Raw genomic sequence first — 16,749 nt, 5'->3', positions numbered from 1 at the left:
GCGTTACCGGATCTCGAGGATGGACTGGAACGTGTCGCGCGCAGTCTGGATCACCCGGCTCGACGCCTGATAGGCTTGCTGGAAGCGCAACAGGTCGACCGCTTCGTTATCCAGATCGACGCCGGACGCAGACGCCAGCGCGCTGACCGCGCCGTCGCGGATCGCGCTCTGCGCATCGGCAACGGTCGTGCGCTGTTCGAGTGCGGCGGCATTGCCGGCGATCAGGTTTACGGTGCGCGTTTCGAAGCCGCCGCTCGATCGGACGCCCTGCAACGCCGCCAGGTTCGACGCGTCGCGCATGCTGCCGTTCGCGCCGGCGGCGGCGATGCCGCGGGGGTCGGCCAGCACGACGGAAATGTCGGTCGGCGTATCGCCGGTCGCGAACAGCGCGGCACCGGCCTTGCCGTCGAGATCGCGCCCCTGCATCTGGACCGCATTGACCTGCGCGGTAAAGTCGCTGGCGATCGCGTTCAGCCCCTCGCGTGCCGTCGCGAGCCGCTGCGCGCCGTCGACGAACCCGGCGAGCGCCCCGCCCGAGGGCGACACCGTGGAGGTGACGCCTCCGCGCGCGACCGTGAACGCCATCGCGCCTTCGTCGTTGCGGGCGAACGACACCTGGCCGCTATCGTTACCGACGACGAACGCGGGTCCGGACGGACCACCGAGCCGCACCGTCGCACGCCCGAGTTCGTCGAACGCCGTAGTCACGTCGGTGAGCGTACTCATCTGTTCGAGCACTCGGTCGCGCTGGTCGGCGAGCTGCGCCGCACTCGACGATCCCGGCTGCGACCGGGCGATACCGTCGTTGACCTTGGCGAGCGCGACACCGAGCGAATTGAGCGAATCGACCGCCTGCGACGTCGAGGCCTCGAGTTCCGCGGTCGCGGTGTCGAGCGCCTTGCCGGTGGTCGCAAACGCGGCCGCCGCGCTGCCCGCCGACTCGAGCATGACTGCACGCGCGGGGATCGAGGTCGGGTCGGCGGACAATGTCTGCGCCGCGCCGAAGAACTTGGTGAGCCGGTCGCCGAGCTTGTTGTCGCCCAGCGACGATTCGATCCGGCTCATCCATGTGATGCTGGTTGCGGTCTTCGCCAGGTCGGTGCCGGCGCTGCGGACCGCTTGCGACCGATACGCGTCGGCGCTGCGACCGATACCGAGGATCGTCACCCAACTACCGGTCGACGAGATCCGCGAATTGACCCCGCCGCTGATCGACGACACTTCGCCGAGCGTGGTCGTCCGCCGCGTATAGCCCGCGGTGCCGGTGTTCGCGATGTTCTCCGACACCGTGGACAACGCGGTCTGATACGCGCGCACGCCCGAAGCGCCGATCGAGAGGAGATCGCTCATGTCGGCTAGTCTGGCGCGGCCGGGTTAATATCCGATTGAGATTTGCTGAGAAAATCGGTCATCGCCTTGCCGATGCCGAGCGGCGTGTGCTCGGCCATCGACTTGGCGATCAGCCCGTCCTGCATGTCGGTAAAGGTGTCGATAGCCTTCGAACTGAACAGCGGATCGGCAAGCTTGGCCTGCCGCATGCTCTTCAGCATCATGCCGGTGAACACCGCCTCGAACTTCTCGCCGGCCTTGTCGAGATTGTCCTTGGACTTGAGCCGGCTCGTGTCAGTCGAGATGCCGGTGGTCGCGGCAGTCGTCGGCGCGGCGGGTGCGTTGAGCGGGCTCACAGGACGATCAACTCGGCCTTGAGCGCGCCGGCTTCCTTCAACGCCTCGAGGATCGCGACCAGATCGGCCGGCGATGCGCCGATCGCGTTGACCGCCTTGACGATGTCGGCAAGCTTGGGGCCGGGCGCGAGCAGGAACATCGGGCGACGCTCCTCCTCGACCGCGACGCGGCTGTTCGGGACGATCGCGGTCTGGCCCTGGCTGAACGGCGCAGGCTGGCTGACCTGCGGCTTCTCGTCGATCCGTACCGTCATCTTGCCGTGCGTGATCGCCGCAGGACCCACGCGCACCGCAGAATTGATGACGACCGTCCCGGTGCGCGCATTGACGATCACCTTGGCGGACGGCTCGGCAGACACGACGGCGAGATTCTCGATCGTCGACATCAGGGTGGCGCGGATATCGGCACCGATCGGCGCACGCACCGCGACCGACACCGCGTCGATCGCCTGCGCACTGCCGAAACCGAGCTTGGAATTGATCGCTCCCGCGACGTTCTGCGCGGTGGTGAAATCGGCACGCGCGAGGTTGAAGGTGAGCATCGGCGCGCTGTCGAACCCGGTCGCCACCGCCCGTTCGACGGTCGCCCCCTCGGGAATGCGCCCGGTCGAGGGCACGTTGACGACGATCTTCGACCCGTCCGCACCTTCCGCACCCAGGCCGCCGACCGCAAGGTTGCCCTGCGCCATCGCGTAGATCTGGTTATCGGCACCGAGCAGCGGGGTCATGATCAGGCTGCCACCGCGGAGCGACTTCGCCTTGCCCATCGACGCGACGGTGATGTCCAAACGCTGGCCGGGCTTCGCGAACGGCGGCAGTTCGGCGGTGATCATCACCACCGCCGCGTTCTTCATCCCCGGATTCGCGGACGGCGGCAGCTGCAGGCCGAACCGCGACGCGACCGCCTTCAGCGACTGCACGGTGTATTCGAGATTGTCGTCGCCCGTGCCGGGCAGGCCGACGACGATGCCATAACCGGTCAGCTGGTTCGAACGGATACCCTGGAACCCGCCCAGATCCTTGATCCGGTCGGCCGAGGCCGGCGCGGCGATCAGGAGCGATGCGAGGAGGGCGAGCAGGAAGCGCATGGTCACGGCCTTAGAAGGGGCTGACGACGGAGAAGAAGCGGCCGAGCCACCCCTGGCGGCCGGCGCGGGCGACGTCGCCCTTGCCGGTGTACGAGATCTGCGCATCGGCCACGCGCGTCGACAGCACGCGGTTGTTCGCATCGACGTCGGCGGTGCGGACCAGTCCCTTGATCTTCAGGAACTCGTCGCCGCGATTGAGCGTCACGCGCTTCTGCCCCTGCACCAGCATCGTCCCGTTGGGATAGACCTGCGCCACCGTCACGCTGACCTCGCCCGACAGCGAGTTCGCCTGGTCGGCCGCGCCGGTGCCGTTGAAATTGCGTCCGCCGCTGATCGCCGCATCGCTCTTGTTGAACAGGTTCAGCGCACCGGTAGTCGGCGGCGTGATGCTCGCGCCGCCATTGCTGTCGAGCTTGGACCCCGACGACTTCGACGCGGCGGTCCGCTCGACCAGCACGATCGTCAGCGGATCGCCGACCTTCCGCGCACGCCAGCCCTCGTAGAGCGCCGCATAGCCGTCCTGCGCCTGGAAGATCGAGCCGGTCGCCATCACCGGCACCGGCACGACCGATACAGGCCGCGCGACCGAGAAATCCTCGGGCGGCGCCTTCTTGCCGAACAGGCCGGCATGGGCCGGCGAAGGACTGAACCCGGCGACGGCCAGCGCACCGGCGATCGCCACCAGCGTGATCTCCGCCCAGTGCGAACCGATGTGCGACGCGCCGAGGCGAAGCGTCGTGGAAGCCTTGGATGTCATGATCAGATGTTCTGGTTGACGTATTTGAGCATGTCGTCGGTCGCCGAGATCATCTTGGAATTGACCTCGTACGCGCGCTGCGTCTCGATCATGTCGACGAGTTCCTCGACGACGTTGACGTTGGATGCCTCGAGCATGCCTTGCTTGATGTTGCCGCGACCGTCCTGCCCGGCCACGCCGACATTGGCCGCGCCGCTGGCCGCCGTCTCGACCAGGTAATTGTCACCGGTCGCCTGCAGGCCTGCGCCGTTGGGGAAGTTCGCGACCTGGATCTGGCCGAGCTGCGTCGCTTCGGTCTGGCCGGGGACGGTCGCCGACACGGTGCCGTCGGACCCGATCGTGATTGCGGTCGTACCCTCGGGCACGGTGATGCCGGGCTGCACCTGATAGCCTTCGCTGGTGACCAGCAAGCCTTCCGCCGAGCGCGAGAAATTGCCCGAACGCGTATAGCCGAGCGTACCGCCGGGCATCTGCACCTGGAAATAGCCGTCACCATCGAGCGCGAGGTCCAGGCTGTTGCCCGTCGTCTGCATCGCGCCCTGCGTATCGATGCGCGCGGTGCCCTGGATCTTGACGCCGGTGCCCAGGTTGAGGCCGGTCGCGTATTTGGTCTCGGACGTGCTCTGCGAGCCCGGCGTCGTCACGACCTGATAGGCGAGCGTCTCGAACGCGGCGCGGTCCTTCTTGAACCCCGTCGTGTTCACGTTGGCGAGATTGTTCGAGATGACGCGCATGCGCATGTCCTGGGCGTCGAGCCCGGTGCGCGCGATATGCATGGCTGCGGATGACATTCGTCGGTTCCTTCTAGCTCGGCAGGCGCATCACGGATGCGCCGCTTTCATCCATGTCCTTGGCGGACTTCAACATGTTCGCCTGGACTTCGTAACTGCGCTGGTTCTCGATCATGTCGACCAGAGCCTGCGTCATGTTGACGTTCGATCCTTCGATCGCGCCGCCCTGTACCTTGGCATCGAGATCTTCGGGCAGCGTGCCCCCGCCCCGCACACGCAGCAGGTTGTCGAGCCCCTTGACCGTGTCCGACCCCTTGGTGTCGGCTAGCTTCAGCTTGTCGATGACCTGCGGGTTCTTCGCATCGCCACCCTGCGGCACGATCGAGATCGTCCCGTCGCCGGCGATCGACAGCGACTGGTAGGGCGGCAGGGTGATCGGCCCCCCCGAGCCGATCACCGGATGCCCGTCGCCGGTCTGGAGCACACCCGATGGCGCGACCTCCAGGTCACCCCGCCGCGTATAGGCTTCCGATCCGTCGGACGCCTGTACCGCCAGCCACGCGGTGGTGCCGGTGATCGCGACGTCGAGCGGCCGGCCGGTTAGCTGGATCGCGCCCGGCGAGCGGTCGGCGTCGGTCACCTCTTCCGAGGTCGGCGCACGCGCCTCCAGCGTGGTGCCGTCGCCCTTCAGGGTCATCCGGTCGAACACCACGCGATCGGCGCGGAATCCGGTCGTCGATGCGTTCGCCATGTTGTTGGCGATCGCCGCCTGCGCCGCCATGTGCGCACGCAGGCCCGATGCCGCGGTGTAGACCAGCTTGTCCATTCAGGGTCCCCTGCGCGCTGTTCGGTTAGCTGCGGATGTTGAAAATGGTCTGCGAAATCTGGCTGGCGGTATCCAGGGCCTTGGAATTCGCCTGGAAATTGCGCTGTGCCGCGATCAGGTTGACCAGCTCCTCGGTGATGTCGACGTTCGACCGTTCGATCATCCCCGACGTCAGGTTGCCGAGGCCACGCTGACCGGCCGATCCCGCGATCGGGCTGCCCGAGACGCCGGTCGATGCCCAGCCGCTGTCGCCGAGCTGGCGCAGACCCGACGGGTTCGAGAAGTTGACGAGTGCCACCTGGCCCAGCGCCTTGACGTCGCCGTTCGAAAAGCTCGCCTTCACGATGCCGGCATCGTCGACCGTCACGCCCTGCAACTGGCCGACCGCAAGGCCGTCCTGCGTCTGCGAGGCGACCTTGAACGGCGCCGCGGTCTGGCTGCTTGCGGTCAGATCGAGGCTGATCGACTGGGCGGAGCCGCTGCCCGGCGCGAATGCGTCGAACGTGGTCTTGGTCGTCGGGGTGGTCAACTGCCCGGTGCTGCCGAACTGAAGCTGCACGCTCTTGGCGGCGCCGACCTGCATCGGCTTGTCGCCGACGAAGCTGTAGACCGACCATGTCGACGACAGGTCGGCGGTGCCTCCGGGGGTGGTCGCGACCGGCGCCGTGTCGCGGACGTAATAGCTCGTCATCGCCATCGGATTGCCCTGCGCATCGTAGACCGAGGTCGTCGTCGCCTGATTGTAGGACGATACGTCGAGGCGGTTGAACGTCGCGGTTGCCGGCATCGCGGTGTTGGCGTTCAGGTTGACGCCCAGCTTGACGTCCTGCGTCGCCTTCAGCGTGCCGCTGGTCGCGGGCAGCGTCAGGTTCTGCAGCGTGTTCATGCTCGCCTGGATGACGTTGCCCGAACCGTCGACCGGATACACTTGCAGGAAGTTGCCGTTCGCATCGGTCACGTTGTTGTTGGCGTCGACCAGGAACGAGCCGTTGCGCGTATAGTTGACGCTCGCCGAGCTCGGATCGGGCTTGACCGCGAAGAAGCCGTCGCCCGACACGGCGAGGTCGAGCGCGTTGGCCGACTGGAGCAGGTTGCCCTGCCCGAACTGCTGGCGGTTGCCCTTAACCATGACGCCCGAACCGACCTGCTGCGCCGGTGCAACCGAGACGCTCGATGCGATCACGTCGGCGAAATCGGTGCGGCTCTTCTTGAAGCCGTTCGTCGAGACGTTTGCAAGGTTGTGCGAGATCGTCGCCATTTCGGCCTGCGAAGCCTGGAGACCGGAGAGCGAGGTATAGAAAGACATGCGGTGAACTCCTTGAGATTAGGGGGTGCGATCAGCCGATCTGGCGGACGGCGCTGACCGGCACTTCGCCGATGCCGGGGAGAGTGAGGATTGCGGAACCGGTGGTGGTCGAAACCGACTGGACCGGCGCCCAGACCAGGCTGGTCGCGGCGACCGAGGCGCCGCCGCTCTGCGCTGCGACGCTGATCGTGAAGGGGCCGTTGCCGGCATCGGCCCCGGACGCATCCTTGCCGTTCCAGTCATAGCCGACCGTGCCCTTGGCCTGCGGCCCCAGCGCCATCGTCTTCAACGCCACGCCGTTCGCATCGCTGATCGTCACGTTGACGCCGGACACGGCGGCGGCCAGCTCGACCGATCCGGCGATCCCGCCGCCGGTACGGCCATAGGCGGTGTTGCCTTCGGTCAGCACAGTCTTGCCGACATAGCCGAGCGCTTCGCTGGTGCTGGTGACGCCGAGCTTGTCGGCGATCGCCTTCATCGTCGAATTCATCTCGGAGATGCCCGAGGTGGTCGAGATCTGCGCCATTTGCGCGACCATCTGGGTGTTGTCGACCGGGTTGAACGGGTCCTGGTTCTGCATCTGCGCGGTCATCAGCTTCAGGAAATCGGACTGGTCGAGGTTCGACGAGCCCGTCGCGGTTGCCGTCTTGGCGGTGGCCGTCGAGGTGCGCGCGATGCCGAGACTGTTCAGCGTGGTATCGAAAGATGTCGCCATGATCAGCGGCCTAGCTTGAGGGTATCGATGATGAGCGACTTTGCCGTGTTCATCACTTCGACGTTGTTCTGGTAGCTGCGCGCGGTCTCCATCATGTCGACCATCTCGCGGGTTTCATCGACCGACGCCTCGAAGATGTTGCCGTCCTTGTCGGCCATCGGATTGTCGGGATCGTAGCGCTTGGTCGGCGCCTCGCCCGCGGTGACGACACGTTCGACGTCGACCGTCGACATGCCGCTGGCGGCGTCGAAGCTGGTGCGGAACACCGGCCGCATCGACTTGTAGGCGGTCTCGGCGGATCCGGTCGTGCCGCCCGCATTGGCGAGGTTGGACGCAGTGGCGTTCATCCGGACGAGCTGCGCGGACATCGCGCGGCCGGCCACCTGGAAGATCGTCATGGGCTGGTTGGACACGTCTTATTCCCCCTTCAGCGCGCGGGTGACCTGACTGATCCGCCCGTTCAGGAACGACAGCGTCGTCTGATACTGGACGGCGTTCTCGGCAAACGCGGTCTGCTCATGGCTCAGCTCGACGGTGTTGCCGTCGAGCGAGGTCTGCGTCGCTACGCGATATTTGGTCGCCGCGCTGGTGCTGCCGTCGTTCTCGACCGACGCGAGCGCCGCATTGAAATCGATGTCGCGCGCCTTGAAGCCGGGCGTCGATGCATTGGCGATGTTCGACGCCAGCACGCCCATGCGCTGCGAGCGCACCTCGAGTGCCGCCCCATGAACTCCGAAAAGCGTGTCGCCTGACACAGACCCGTCTCCTGGCGCAACCGTTGCGCAAACAGACCTAAGCAATGGCCGTGCCAATTCCCGTGCGGTGAGTGGAGGATGTCCGATTGCCGGGCAGCGGCAAGCCCGCGGCAGCCCGAACGGCAACGCCTTGCCGGTGCGGCAGCGGCGACCGGCAACGCCGTTGCCGCTTTGCGGCTCACCTAGATTGAAGGGGTTAGCGGGAACTTGGCGAGCACGGCGGCGAGCCATGCAGCCCACCCACCCCCAGCCCCTCCCTTCACGAGGGAGGGGAGCCAGGTTCCGGCGCACATCCCGCGCCGCCCCATGTTTCCCCACGAAGGCGGGCACCGAGCCTGGCCTCCCGCCTTCGCGAGAGAACAACGGGGAGTCACCCCGCTCCCCCACTCATCATCCCTCTCAGACGCGCCCTACAAACAATAGCACCACCCCGGCGAAGGCCGGGGCCCAATTGGAAAGGTCGCAGTAACCGCGCACCCCCTCAGTTAGCGACTTCCCCCAACTGGACCCCGGCCTCCGCCAGGGAGGTATTCATGCGGAGTATGCGAAGCGGGCAGGAAAACAGATCACCCTTACTTCCCCCCCCTCCCTCGTGAAGGGAGGGGCCGGGGGTGGGTGGGCCGCTTGGCGGACAAAACAGCCGCACAATCCGCCCCACCCTTCCCCACGCCACAAGACAGCGCCGCCCACCCCCAAACTGGCCCACACCTTGCAGAGGTCGCGCATATGATCACGCCCGACCTCCTGTTCGATCCCGTCGCGCTCGCCATCGTCGGCGGCGGCACGGCACTCGCCGTCGTCCTGCGCACGCCGGCCCGCGACCTCGGCCGCGCGTTCGTCGCGGTCACGACGCTCGGTCGGGGCCGGTTCGACGCCGACCCGTTGCTCCAGCAGATCACCGCACTCGCACGGATCGCCAAGCGGCACGGGGTGATGGCGCTCGATCGCTCGGTTATCACCGACAATGACGTCGCCGCCGGCATCGCCGCGATCGTCGATGGCGGCACGGCAGGCAGCGTGGCAGCGCTCGTCCAGCATCGTCGTCGTGCGCGGATCGAGCGTCACGTCGCCGCCGCCGACGTCTGGGCCGGTGCCGCCGACGTCGCACCAGCGATGGGCATGGTCGGCACGCTGATCGGCCTGGCGCAGATGTTCGCGACGATGAACAACCCCGACGCGATCGGCGGCGCGATGGCCGTCGCGCTGCTCGCGACGCTGTATGGTGCGCTGCTCGCCAATCTGGTGTTCATGCCGATCGCCAACCGCCTACGCGCGCAGGGCCGCACCGAAGCGTTCGAACGCGCCCGGATCGAAGCGCCGCTGGTGGCACTCGCCGAGCGCGAAACGCCGCGCGGCTACGTCGCACCCGTTCCGACATTGGTCCCAACGGTCTCGGCGGCATGACCGCGAGCGACTATCCCGAAACGCCGCCCGGCAAACCGCTGTGGCTGATGACGCTCGCCGATCTCGCGCTGCTGCTCGTCGGCTTCCTCGTGCTCGTCCAGGCAAGCCAGCACCTCGGCGCACGCGATCTGGCGAAGGGCATCCGCAAGGGCTTCGGCGCGAGCGTTACCGAACCGACGCCGATGCCGGTGGCCGCCGCCGGCATGCTCGATTTCGCACCCGGCTCGGCGATCATGCCGACCAGCCCCGGCGCGCTCGTCGCCTGGGCGCGCGAGGCCGGGCGCGATCCCCGCGTGATGCTGACCGTCACCGGCTCGACCGACGGTACCCCCGCCGACGTCGACCCCACCACCGGCAGCGCCGCGATCCTCGCCGCCGACCGCGCCCGCACGGTCGCCGCCGCGCTCTCGGCGGTCGCGCCGTCGCGCGTGACGATCGTCACCACGACCAAACCCGGCCGCCGCGCCGCCATCGTCTCCCTCGCCTTCGTCGGCGAGCCGCAGAAGGCTGCTTCCATGCCGAAGATTGCCCCCATGAGGACCATGCCATGATTCTTCCCCTCCTGCTGGTCGCCGCCAGCTTCCAGGACACCGCCACCCTCGACGCCTCTGTCGCCGCCTTCACCGGCCGGCCGACGGGTGCCGAGGGCGGCGCCCGCACGCCGGTCGACGCGCGCTTGCGGCTTGCGACCTGCCCGACCGTCTCGCTGTCGTGGCGCTCCGAACAGCATGACGCGGTCGTCGTCTCGTGCGCAGGACCGGCATGGCGTATTTTCGTGCCGGTGATCCGCCCGGCCACCGCGCCCGCCGCGATCGCCGCGTCGTTCGCGCCCCTGGCCAAGGTCCCGCCCGTCATCAAGCGCGGCGATCCGATCGTGATCGAGGCCGGCACCGAGGGTTTCTCGATCAGCCGCGAGGGCGTCGCGATGGGCGATGCCGCCCCCGGCGGCCGGTTCATGGTCAAGGTCGACGACACCCGCACGCCGGTCCAGGCGATCGCCGTCGAACAGGGGCGCGCGACGCTGCCCGGTTGGTCGAACTAAAGCCCGATCCAACTAAAATTCGGCGCATTGATTAATTTCGCTAAAGGTTTTCGCGGTGCGGTCGTTCCTCCAGATGTCAGCGCAAACCAAAGGATGCGGACATGGTGGACCCTATCGGCGCGAAGCCGTCAGTAGCCGGAGAACGCTCCGTCACGCGCGTCGCCGCCGCGACGCCGGCAATGATCGTGCAGACCCCGGTGCAGGCGCAGGCCCAAGCCCCGGCTCAGCCTCAGCCTCAGGCGTCGGCACTGCCGGAGTCGATCGCGCTCGCCAGGTCGATGGCGTCGTCGCCGCCGATCAACGCGACCCGCGTCGCCGAGATCAAGAAGGCGATCGCCGCCGGCACTTTTCCCATCCTTCCCGCGACCATCGCCGATCGGCTGATGGCGCTCAGCCTGGCCTGGAATTCCAATGAAACGGCGTGATGCCCTGATCCGCGTGATCGACGCGCTGCATGCCGAGATCGCCGCGCTGAAGTCGAACGACGTCGCCAGCCTCGAGCGCGCGACCGCTGACAAGCTCGCCGGGATCGAACAGGTCGCGTTGCTCGGCACGACGCCTGCAGGCACCGAGATCCGCGAGCTCGCCGACGAGGCGAACCGGCTGAACGAGACCTGCCGCATCTACACCAACCTGATGGCGGCAAATGTCCGCCGCCGCCTGCAAACCCTGACCGGTGACGGTGCCGTTGCCGGGTATCGGCCAGGGCTCAGGGCGGCGTACGCTTAAGCAGCGCGCTTACCCCTCCCCATCTCCGTCATCCTGACGAAAGTCAGGATCCAGGGTAACAGAGGGCGACACTACGTGGCTCTGGATCCTGACTTTCGTCAGGATGACGGCGTTATTCGTCAGGATGACGGCGTTACGGGAACCAAATACCCAAAACTGGCACGCCCCTTGCTGATCACCCCCTGAACCAGGGGCACCGCACACGGGCATGACCGTCAATCCTATCACTACCGGCCGGATCCAGTCCGCGATCGCGCTTGCAAGCAGCAAGACGGGCGTGGATTTCGACTATCTGCTGGGCCAGGCGAAGCTCGAGAGCGGGCTCAACGCCAACGCCAAGGCCGGCACGTCGAGCGCATCCGGCCTCTATCAGTTCATCGAACAGAGCTGGCTCTCGGTCGTCAAGAAGCATGGCGCCGAGCACGGCATGGCGTGGGCCGCGAACAGCATCGGCCAGTCGTCGAGCGGGCGCCTGTCGGTCGGCGATGCCGGCACCAAGGCGGCGATCCTCGCGCTGCGCAACGATCCCAATGCCGCCTCGCTGATGGCCGCCGAATATGCGTCGGACAACAAGGCCTCGCTCGAAGGCACGCTGAATCGCCCGACGTCCGGTACCGACCTCTACATGGCGCATTTCATGGGCCTGGGCGGCGCGACCAAGTTCCTGAAGACGATGCAGGGCAACCCTCAGGCGAGCGGCGCCGCGCTGTTCCCCGCCGCGGCGCGCGCCAACCACAACGTCTTCTACGATTCCCACAATCAGCCGCGCACCCTGTCGGCGATCTACGACCGGTTCGCCGACAAGCTCGGCGGTGCAGCCGTCGGTGCCAGCGCGACCGCAACGCCCACCCGCTACGCCGCGCAAGCCCTCGACATGGACGGCAGCACGGTCATCACCGGCGCCAACGAGAGCGCCGACGACGCGCTCGCCTGGGCGCAATCGGCAATGGGCACGGCCATGAACAGGTTCTCGGGCAAGGCGACGCAAACGGCGGTAAACGTCCTGCGCCCGACGCCCGACACCGCACGGCTCGCGTACATGATGCTCGCACGGTTGGGCGGCTAAGCCATGAACCGCATCCTTTCCAACGCCAGGGCGTCCGTCCTGCCGCTTGCGATCCTGCTGCTCGTGCTCGTCATGGTCGTGCCGATCCCGGCATTCATGCTCGACATCTTCTTCGTCGCGAACATCGCGATCAGCCTCGCCGTGCTGATGGTCGCCTTGAACGCGCAGAAGCCGCTCGATTTCTCCGCCTTCCCGACCGTGCTGCTGTTCGCCACGCTGTTCCGCCTCGGCCTCAACGTCGCATCGACCCGCATCGTGCTAGTCCACGGCCACGAAGGCGAAGCTGCCGCCGGCCACGTCATCGAGGCGTTCGGCACGTTCCTGATCGGCGGCGATTACGTCGTCGGCATCTTCGTCTTCGCGATCCTCATGATCATCAACATGATCGTCGTCACCAAGGGCGCCGGCCGCGTCTCCGAAGTCAGCGCGCGCTTCACGCTCGACGCGCTGCCCGGCAAGCAGATGGCTATCGACGCCGACTTGAACGCCGGCCTCATCACACCCGACGAAGCGAAAGCCCGCCGCGTCGAAGTCTCCACCGAAGCCGACTTCTACGGCTCGATGGACGGCTCGTCGAAGTTCGTGAAGGGCGATGCGGTCGCGGCCATGCTGATCCTCGCCGCCAACATCATCGGCGGCCTGATCCTCGGGCCGATCAGCCACGGCATGACGATCGCCGACGCCGCGCACAACTACATCCTGCTCGCGATCGGCGACGCGCTGGTCGCGCAGCTGCCGTCGCTGATGCTATCGATCGCCGCCGCCTCGATCGTCACGCGCGTCACCTCCGACAAGGATCTCGCTGGCCAGATCGGCGGCCAGTTCGGCTCGCCCCGCACCTGGACCCCCGTCGCGGTCATCCTCGCACTGCTCGGCATCCTGCCCGGCATGCCGCACATGGTCATCCTGCCCGCCGCGGCCATCGCCGGGTTCGCCGCGTGGAAGCTCCGCCAGATCGAGCGTCGCCCTGCCCCCGTCGTCGTCGTCCCGGTCGAGACGATCGACCAGTCGAAGATCGGCTGGGAGGAAGTCACCGACGGCATGCAGGTCAATCTCGACATCGGCTACGGCCTGGTGCCGCTCGCCGACGAGCGTCGCGGCTCGCCGCTGATGGGCCGCATCACCGGCGTCCGCCGCCAGCTGTCGAAGGAACTCGGCTTTGTCGTGCCGCAGGTCCGCGTCCGCGACGACATCAACCTCGCCCCCTACGTCTACCGCATCCTCGTCAACGGCGTCGTCGTCGGCGAGGACACCGTGTCGCCCGACGAGATGCTCGCGCTCGATACGGGGCAGGCGTTCGGCGACCTGTTCGGCAAGAAGGTCAAGGACCCGACCTTCGGGCTCGACGCGACCTGGGTCGATGCAGGCGATGCCGATGCCGCGACCGGTGCCGGCTATCTCGTGGTCGATCCCGGCACCGTGATGGCGACGCACCTAAATCACCTGCTCGGCCAGAACGCGGCCGAGCTGCTCGGCCAGGACGAAGTGCAGGCGCTGCTCGACGGTCTCAAGGAGCGCGCTGCGCAGCTCGTCGCCGCGCTCACACCGTTGCCGATCACGACGCTGACGCAGGTACTGAAAGGTCTGCTCGCGGAGAACGTGCCCCTCAAGGAATTTCGCCGCATCGCCGGCGCGATCGCGGTCGCCGCGCAGCGCACGCAAGACGCCGAAGAGATCATCGAGACGATCCGTCCCGAGCTCGGCGCGCTCATCATCCAGAAACTGTGCGGCGTGCGCGAACCGCTGCGCGTCATGACGTTGGAGGGTCAATTGGAAGGTCTGCTCGGCCAGGCGATGCGCGCCGATCAATCGCGCCGCCACGTCATCGAACCCGATCTCGGCCGCCGCATCGTCGAGGCGCTGCAACGCGCCGCCGAACCGCTGATCGCCGAGGCAAAGCCGTTCGCGCTGGTCGTCCAGCCCACGATCCGCATCGCCGTCCGCAAGCTGGTGCGGACGTGCCTGCCCGATACGCCCGTGCTCTCGTTCTTTGAAGTACCCGAGGAGAAGGCCGTCGAGGTCGTCGCGGTCATCGGTGCGTCCCAGCCGGCGCAAGTCGGAAACTTTGGGCAACAGGCGCTGGCCGCATGAGCGCGCTCCCGATGCGCGGCGCCTTCGCCGATGCCCAACCCCTCACCGGGCAGCCCTTTACAGGCCAGCCGCTCACCTACCGCCCGCACCAACGCCCCGGCGGCGACGCGGACCAGTTGGTGAAGCAGCATCTCCCCCTCGTCCGCCGCATCGCCTGGCACGTTCACGGCAGCATGAGCAGCAGCGTCGAGGTCGAGGATTTGATCCAGGTCGGCCTGGTCGCGCTGGTCGAGGCCGCCGCGAATTTCGACGAGCGCGGCATGCCGTTCAAGACCTATCTGATCACCCGGCTGCGCGGCAGCATGATCGACGAACTGCGCCGCCAGGCGACGTCGACGCGAGGCGCGATGCGTCGTCGTCGCCAGTACGCCGAGGCGATCTCGACGTTGACTGCCCGCACGGGGAAAGCCCCAGGAGAAGACATGATCGCGCAGCATATCGGCGTCACGATCGAGAAACTGCGCGCCGACTACGTCACCGCCGACGCGATCCGCTTCGACTCGATCGACGAGATGTACGCCGACGACCTGCCGTGGTTCGCAGACGACACCCCGGACGCGTTCGAACAGCTCGCCGACAGTGACATGCGCGACGCGTTGATCAGGGCGATCACCGCCTTGCCGGAACGTGAAGCCCAGGTGATCCAGCTCTATTACGTCGAGGAACTGAACCTCGAGGAGATCGGCGAAGTCTTCGGCATCGGCTCGGCGCGCGTCTGCCAGATCAAGGCGTCCGCACACGCAAAGTTGAAGAAGGCCCTCGCCCGTCAGATCTGACATAGTTCGGCCCGGAACCCGTGGACGCGTTCGGCGCCCTTCGGGTTCCGGGCCGACCTCGGTCAGCTATGGAGCGACCGGCGGAACGTCTCCGGCAGGAACACGAGGCCGACCAGCGCGGTCACTGCACAGGCAAGGATCGGGTACCACAGGCCGTAATAGATATCCCCGGTCGCCGCGACCATCGCGAACGCCGCGGTGGGCAGGAACCCGCCGAACCAGCCATTGCCGATATGATAGGGCAGCGACATCGACGTGTAGCGGATCTTCGTCGGGAACAGCTCGACCAGCAGCGCCGCGATCGGTCCGTAGACCATCGTCACGTACAGCACGAGCAGGACGAGGATCGCGACGACCATCGGCTTGTTGATCTGCGCCGGGTCCGCCTTTTCGGGGTAGCCGACTGCGGTGAGGGCGGTCTTTACCTCGGTCCCGAACGCCTTGATCGCCGCGGCACGGTCGGGACCGGTGACGACGGCTGGATCGACGACCGGAATGGTCGTGCCACCGATATGGATCTGCGCGACCGTGCCCGCGGGTGCGACGACGTTCGTGTACGAGATCCCGGCCTTCGCCAGATACGACTTGGCGATGTCGCACGAGCTGCTGTCGAACTTGTTCTTGCCGACCGGATCGAACTGGACCGAGCATTCCTCGGGGTTGGCGACGACGCTGACCGGCGAATTGGCCTGTGCTGCGTAGAGCGCCGGGTTGGCGGCCTTCGACAATGCATGGAACAGCGGCATGTACGTCAGCGCGGCGAGCGCACAGCCGGTCAGGATGATGTATTTCCGACCGATCTTGTCCGACAGCCAGCCGAAGAAGATGAACGCCGGCGTCGCGATCAACAGCGCGATCGCGATCAGGATGTTGGTGGTCGGTCCGTCGACGCGCAGGTTCTTCTCGAGGAAGAACAACGCGTAGAACTGGCTGGTGTAGAACACGACGCCTTGGCCGACGACCGCACCGAACAGCGCGATCAGCACGATCTTCAGGTTGCTCCACTGCCCGAACGCTTCGGTCAGCGGCGCCTTCGACGTCTTACCCTCGTCCTTCATCTTCTGGAACACCGGGCTCTCTTCGAGCTGCATGCGGATCCAGAGCGACACCGCGAGCAACGCGATCGAGACGATGAACGGGATACGCCAGCCCCACGACGCGAACGCCTCTTCGCCGACCAGCGTCCGTACACCGATCACCATCAGCAGCGCAGCGAACAGGCCGAGCGATGCAGTGGTCTGGATGAAGCTGGTGAACAGCCCGCGCTTTTTGTCCGGCGCGTGCTCGGCGACATAGGTCGCGGCACCGCCATATTCGCCGCCGAGCGCGAGGCCCTGCAACAGGCGCAATACCACCAGCGCGATCGGCGCTGCGACGCCGACCGACGCGTAGCTCGGCAGCAGGCCGACCAGGAACGTCGACAGGCCCATGATCGCCATCGTCACGAGGAACGTGTTCTTGCGCCCGACGACATCGCCGATCCGCCCGAACACCAGCGCGCCGAACGGCCGCACCGCAAACCCGGCCGCGAACGCCGCGAGCGCGAAGATGAACCCGGTCGTCTCGTTGACGCCCGAGAAAAACTGCGCGGTGATAATCGTCGCGAGCAGGCCGTAGAGATAGAAATCATACCATTCGAACACCGCACCCAAGGAGGATGCGATGATGATCAACGGCTGGCTCTGCTTCACGTGACCAAGGGGCGATGCGTCCCCGGTTGTCGTCGCCATGGCGGTATCCTCTCAGATGGGTTGGGTGGGGATCCTGGAGCGTTGCGC

At 66.7% G+C, this 16,749-nt stretch carries 19 protein-coding genes; 8 read left to right on the top strand and 11 right to left on the bottom strand.

What is annotated here, in order from left to right:
* Nucleotides 1-3: 3 nt before the first annotated feature.
* From flgK to U1707_RS11585, 10 genes are read right to left on the bottom strand one after another with little or no spacing between them, the layout of a single operon-like run.
* Nucleotides 4-1,350: a flagellar hook-associated protein FlgK gene (gene flgK / locus U1707_RS11630; RefSeq protein ID WP_332800221.1), complete on the bottom strand. Its 1,347-nt coding sequence runs from the start codon at nucleotides 1,348-1,350 to the stop codon at nucleotides 4-6.
* Between the two features lie 5 nt (nucleotides 1,351-1,355).
* Nucleotides 1,356-1,685 carry a rod-binding protein gene (locus U1707_RS11625; protein WP_332800220.1) on the bottom strand — a complete coding sequence of 110 codons (330 nt, stop codon included), beginning with the start codon at nucleotides 1,683-1,685 and terminating at the stop codon, nucleotides 1,356-1,358.
* Entirely contained in the window at nucleotides 1,682-2,773 is a 1,092-nt protein-coding gene (locus U1707_RS11620) for a flagellar basal body P-ring protein FlgI (protein ID WP_332800219.1), read from the bottom strand. The genes U1707_RS11625 and U1707_RS11620 overlap by 4 nt, the downstream gene beginning before the upstream one ends.
* 10 nt (nucleotides 2,774-2,783) lie before the next feature.
* Entirely contained in the window at nucleotides 2,784-3,530 is a 747-nt protein-coding gene (locus tag U1707_RS11615; protein WP_332800218.1) for a flagellar basal body L-ring protein FlgH, read from the bottom strand.
* A 2-nt stretch (nucleotides 3,531-3,532) separates the two neighbouring features.
* Nucleotides 3,533-4,321 (bottom strand): flagellar basal-body rod protein FlgG, encoded by a 789-nt coding sequence (gene flgG, locus U1707_RS11610; protein ID WP_332800217.1) that lies wholly within the window; start codon nucleotides 4,319-4,321, stop codon nucleotides 3,533-3,535.
* Between the two features lie 13 nt (nucleotides 4,322-4,334).
* A complete protein-coding gene (flgF, locus tag U1707_RS11605) occupies nucleotides 4,335-5,087 on the bottom strand; it encodes a flagellar basal-body rod protein FlgF (RefSeq protein WP_332800216.1) in 753 nt (250 codons plus the stop codon).
* A 25-nt stretch (nucleotides 5,088-5,112) separates the two neighbouring features.
* On the bottom strand, nucleotides 5,113-6,393 hold the full coding sequence (locus U1707_RS11600; RefSeq protein ID WP_332800215.1) for a flagellar hook protein FlgE: 1,281 nt from the start codon (nucleotides 6,391-6,393) through the stop codon (nucleotides 5,113-5,115).
* Between the two features lie 31 nt (nucleotides 6,394-6,424).
* Nucleotides 6,425-7,108: a flagellar hook assembly protein FlgD gene (locus U1707_RS11595; protein ID WP_332800214.1), complete on the bottom strand. Its 684-nt coding sequence runs from the start codon at nucleotides 7,106-7,108 to the stop codon at nucleotides 6,425-6,427.
* Nucleotides 7,109-7,110: 2 nt separating this feature from the next.
* Nucleotides 7,111-7,506 carry a flagellar basal body rod protein FlgC gene (gene flgC, locus U1707_RS11590; RefSeq protein WP_131587772.1) on the bottom strand — a complete coding sequence of 132 codons (396 nt, stop codon included), beginning with the start codon at nucleotides 7,504-7,506 and terminating at the stop codon, nucleotides 7,111-7,113.
* 18 nt (nucleotides 7,507-7,524) lie between these two features.
* Complete coding sequence (locus U1707_RS11585; protein ID WP_332800213.1) at nucleotides 7,525-7,863, bottom strand: flagellar basal body rod protein FlgB; 339 nt, start codon at nucleotides 7,861-7,863, stop codon at nucleotides 7,525-7,527.
* Between the two features lie 726 nt (nucleotides 7,864-8,589).
* On the opposite strand from U1707_RS11585, the gene U1707_RS11580 reads away from it, so the two are divergent.
* The 8 genes from U1707_RS11580 (at nucleotide 8,590) to U1707_RS11545 (ending at nucleotide 14,971) form a co-directional block, all read left to right on the top strand.
* Nucleotides 8,590-9,267, top strand: coding sequence for a motility protein A (locus U1707_RS11580; protein ID WP_332800212.1), 678 nt, complete (start codon nucleotides 8,590-8,592; stop codon nucleotides 9,265-9,267).
* Nucleotides 9,264-9,818: an alpha-crystallin domain-containing protein gene (locus U1707_RS11575; RefSeq protein ID WP_332800211.1), complete on the top strand. Its 555-nt coding sequence runs from the start codon at nucleotides 9,264-9,266 to the stop codon at nucleotides 9,816-9,818. Before U1707_RS11580 ends, U1707_RS11575 begins: the two co-directional genes overlap by 4 nt.
* Entirely contained in the window at nucleotides 9,815-10,309 is a 495-nt protein-coding gene (locus U1707_RS11570) for a flagella basal body P-ring formation protein FlgA (RefSeq protein ID WP_332800210.1), read from the top strand. The genes U1707_RS11575 and U1707_RS11570 overlap by 4 nt, the downstream gene beginning before the upstream one ends.
* A gap of 101 nt (nucleotides 10,310-10,410) precedes the next feature.
* The gene (gene flgM / locus U1707_RS11565; protein ID WP_332800209.1) at nucleotides 10,411-10,734 is read left to right on the top strand and encodes a flagellar biosynthesis anti-sigma factor FlgM; all 324 of its coding nucleotides are present in this window, start codon (nucleotides 10,411-10,413) and stop codon (nucleotides 10,732-10,734) included.
* Nucleotides 10,721-11,038, top strand: coding sequence for a flagellar protein FlgN (locus U1707_RS11560; RefSeq protein ID WP_332800208.1), 318 nt, complete (start codon nucleotides 10,721-10,723; stop codon nucleotides 11,036-11,038). The genes flgM and U1707_RS11560 overlap by 14 nt, the downstream gene beginning before the upstream one ends.
* A gap of 208 nt (nucleotides 11,039-11,246) precedes the next feature.
* A complete protein-coding gene (locus tag U1707_RS11555; RefSeq protein ID WP_332800207.1) occupies nucleotides 11,247-12,104 on the top strand; it encodes a lytic transglycosylase domain-containing protein in 858 nt (285 codons plus the stop codon).
* A gap of 3 nt (nucleotides 12,105-12,107) precedes the next feature.
* The gene (flhA, locus tag U1707_RS11550) at nucleotides 12,108-14,195 is read left to right on the top strand and encodes a flagellar biosynthesis protein FlhA (protein WP_332800206.1); all 2,088 of its coding nucleotides are present in this window, start codon (nucleotides 12,108-12,110) and stop codon (nucleotides 14,193-14,195) included.
* Nucleotides 14,192-14,971: a FliA/WhiG family RNA polymerase sigma factor gene (locus U1707_RS11545; protein ID WP_332800205.1), complete on the top strand. Its 780-nt coding sequence runs from the start codon at nucleotides 14,192-14,194 to the stop codon at nucleotides 14,969-14,971. Before flhA ends, U1707_RS11545 begins: the two co-directional genes overlap by 4 nt.
* A 62-nt stretch (nucleotides 14,972-15,033) precedes the next feature.
* Here U1707_RS11545 and U1707_RS11540 read toward each other — a convergent pair whose 3' ends face one another.
* A complete protein-coding gene (locus U1707_RS11540; RefSeq protein WP_332800204.1) occupies nucleotides 15,034-16,701 on the bottom strand; it encodes an MFS transporter in 1,668 nt (555 codons plus the stop codon).
* Nucleotides 16,702-16,749: the final 48 nt, after the last annotated feature.

Origin of the sequence: Sphingomonas sandaracina, from assembly GCF_036663695.1 — a bacterium.
Lineage (GTDB): Bacteria > Pseudomonadota > Alphaproteobacteria > Sphingomonadales > Sphingomonadaceae > Sphingomonas.
The sequence above is the reverse complement of the archived record's forward strand: the minus strand, read 5'-3'. Positions and strand labels throughout refer to the sequence as shown.

Coding starts and splice junctions, on each gene's coding strand:
- flgK (WP_332800221.1), bottom strand. CDS start 1,350: ATGAGCGATCTCCTCTCGATCGGCGCTTCGGGCGTGCGCGCGTATCAG.
- U1707_RS11620 (WP_332800219.1), bottom strand. CDS start 2,773: ATGCGCTTCCTGCTCGCCCTCCTCGCATCGCTCCTGATCGCCGCGCCG.
- U1707_RS11615 (WP_332800218.1), bottom strand. CDS start 3,530: ATGACATCCAAGGCTTCCACGACGCTTCGCCTCGGCGCGTCGCACATC.
- flgG (WP_332800217.1), bottom strand. CDS start 4,321: ATGTCATCCGCAGCCATGCATATCGCGCGCACCGGGCTCGACGCCCAG.
- flgF (WP_332800216.1), bottom strand. CDS start 5,087: ATGGACAAGCTGGTCTACACCGCGGCATCGGGCCTGCGTGCGCACATG.
- U1707_RS11600 (WP_332800215.1), bottom strand. CDS start 6,393: ATGTCTTTCTATACCTCGCTCTCCGGTCTCCAGGCTTCGCAGGCCGAA.
- U1707_RS11595 (WP_332800214.1), bottom strand. CDS start 7,108: ATGGCGACATCTTTCGATACCACGCTGAACAGTCTCGGCATCGCGCGC.
- flgC (WP_131587772.1), bottom strand. CDS start 7,506: ATGACGATCTTCCAGGTGGCCGGCCGCGCGATGTCCGCGCAGCTCGTC.
- U1707_RS11580 (WP_332800212.1), top strand. CDS start 8,590: ATGATCACGCCCGACCTCCTGTTCGATCCCGTCGCGCTCGCCATCGTC.
- U1707_RS11575 (WP_332800211.1), top strand. CDS start 9,264: ATGACCGCGAGCGACTATCCCGAAACGCCGCCCGGCAAACCGCTGTGG.
- U1707_RS11570 (WP_332800210.1), top strand. CDS start 9,815: ATGATTCTTCCCCTCCTGCTGGTCGCCGCCAGCTTCCAGGACACCGCC.
- flgM (WP_332800209.1), top strand. CDS start 10,411: ATGGTGGACCCTATCGGCGCGAAGCCGTCAGTAGCCGGAGAACGCTCC.
- U1707_RS11560 (WP_332800208.1), top strand. CDS start 10,721: ATGAAACGGCGTGATGCCCTGATCCGCGTGATCGACGCGCTGCATGCC.
- U1707_RS11555 (WP_332800207.1), top strand. CDS start 11,247: ATGACCGTCAATCCTATCACTACCGGCCGGATCCAGTCCGCGATCGCG.
- flhA (WP_332800206.1), top strand. CDS start 12,108: ATGAACCGCATCCTTTCCAACGCCAGGGCGTCCGTCCTGCCGCTTGCG.
- U1707_RS11545 (WP_332800205.1), top strand. CDS start 14,192: ATGAGCGCGCTCCCGATGCGCGGCGCCTTCGCCGATGCCCAACCCCTC.
- U1707_RS11540 (WP_332800204.1), bottom strand. CDS start 16,701: ATGGCGACGACAACCGGGGACGCATCGCCCCTTGGTCACGTGAAGCAG.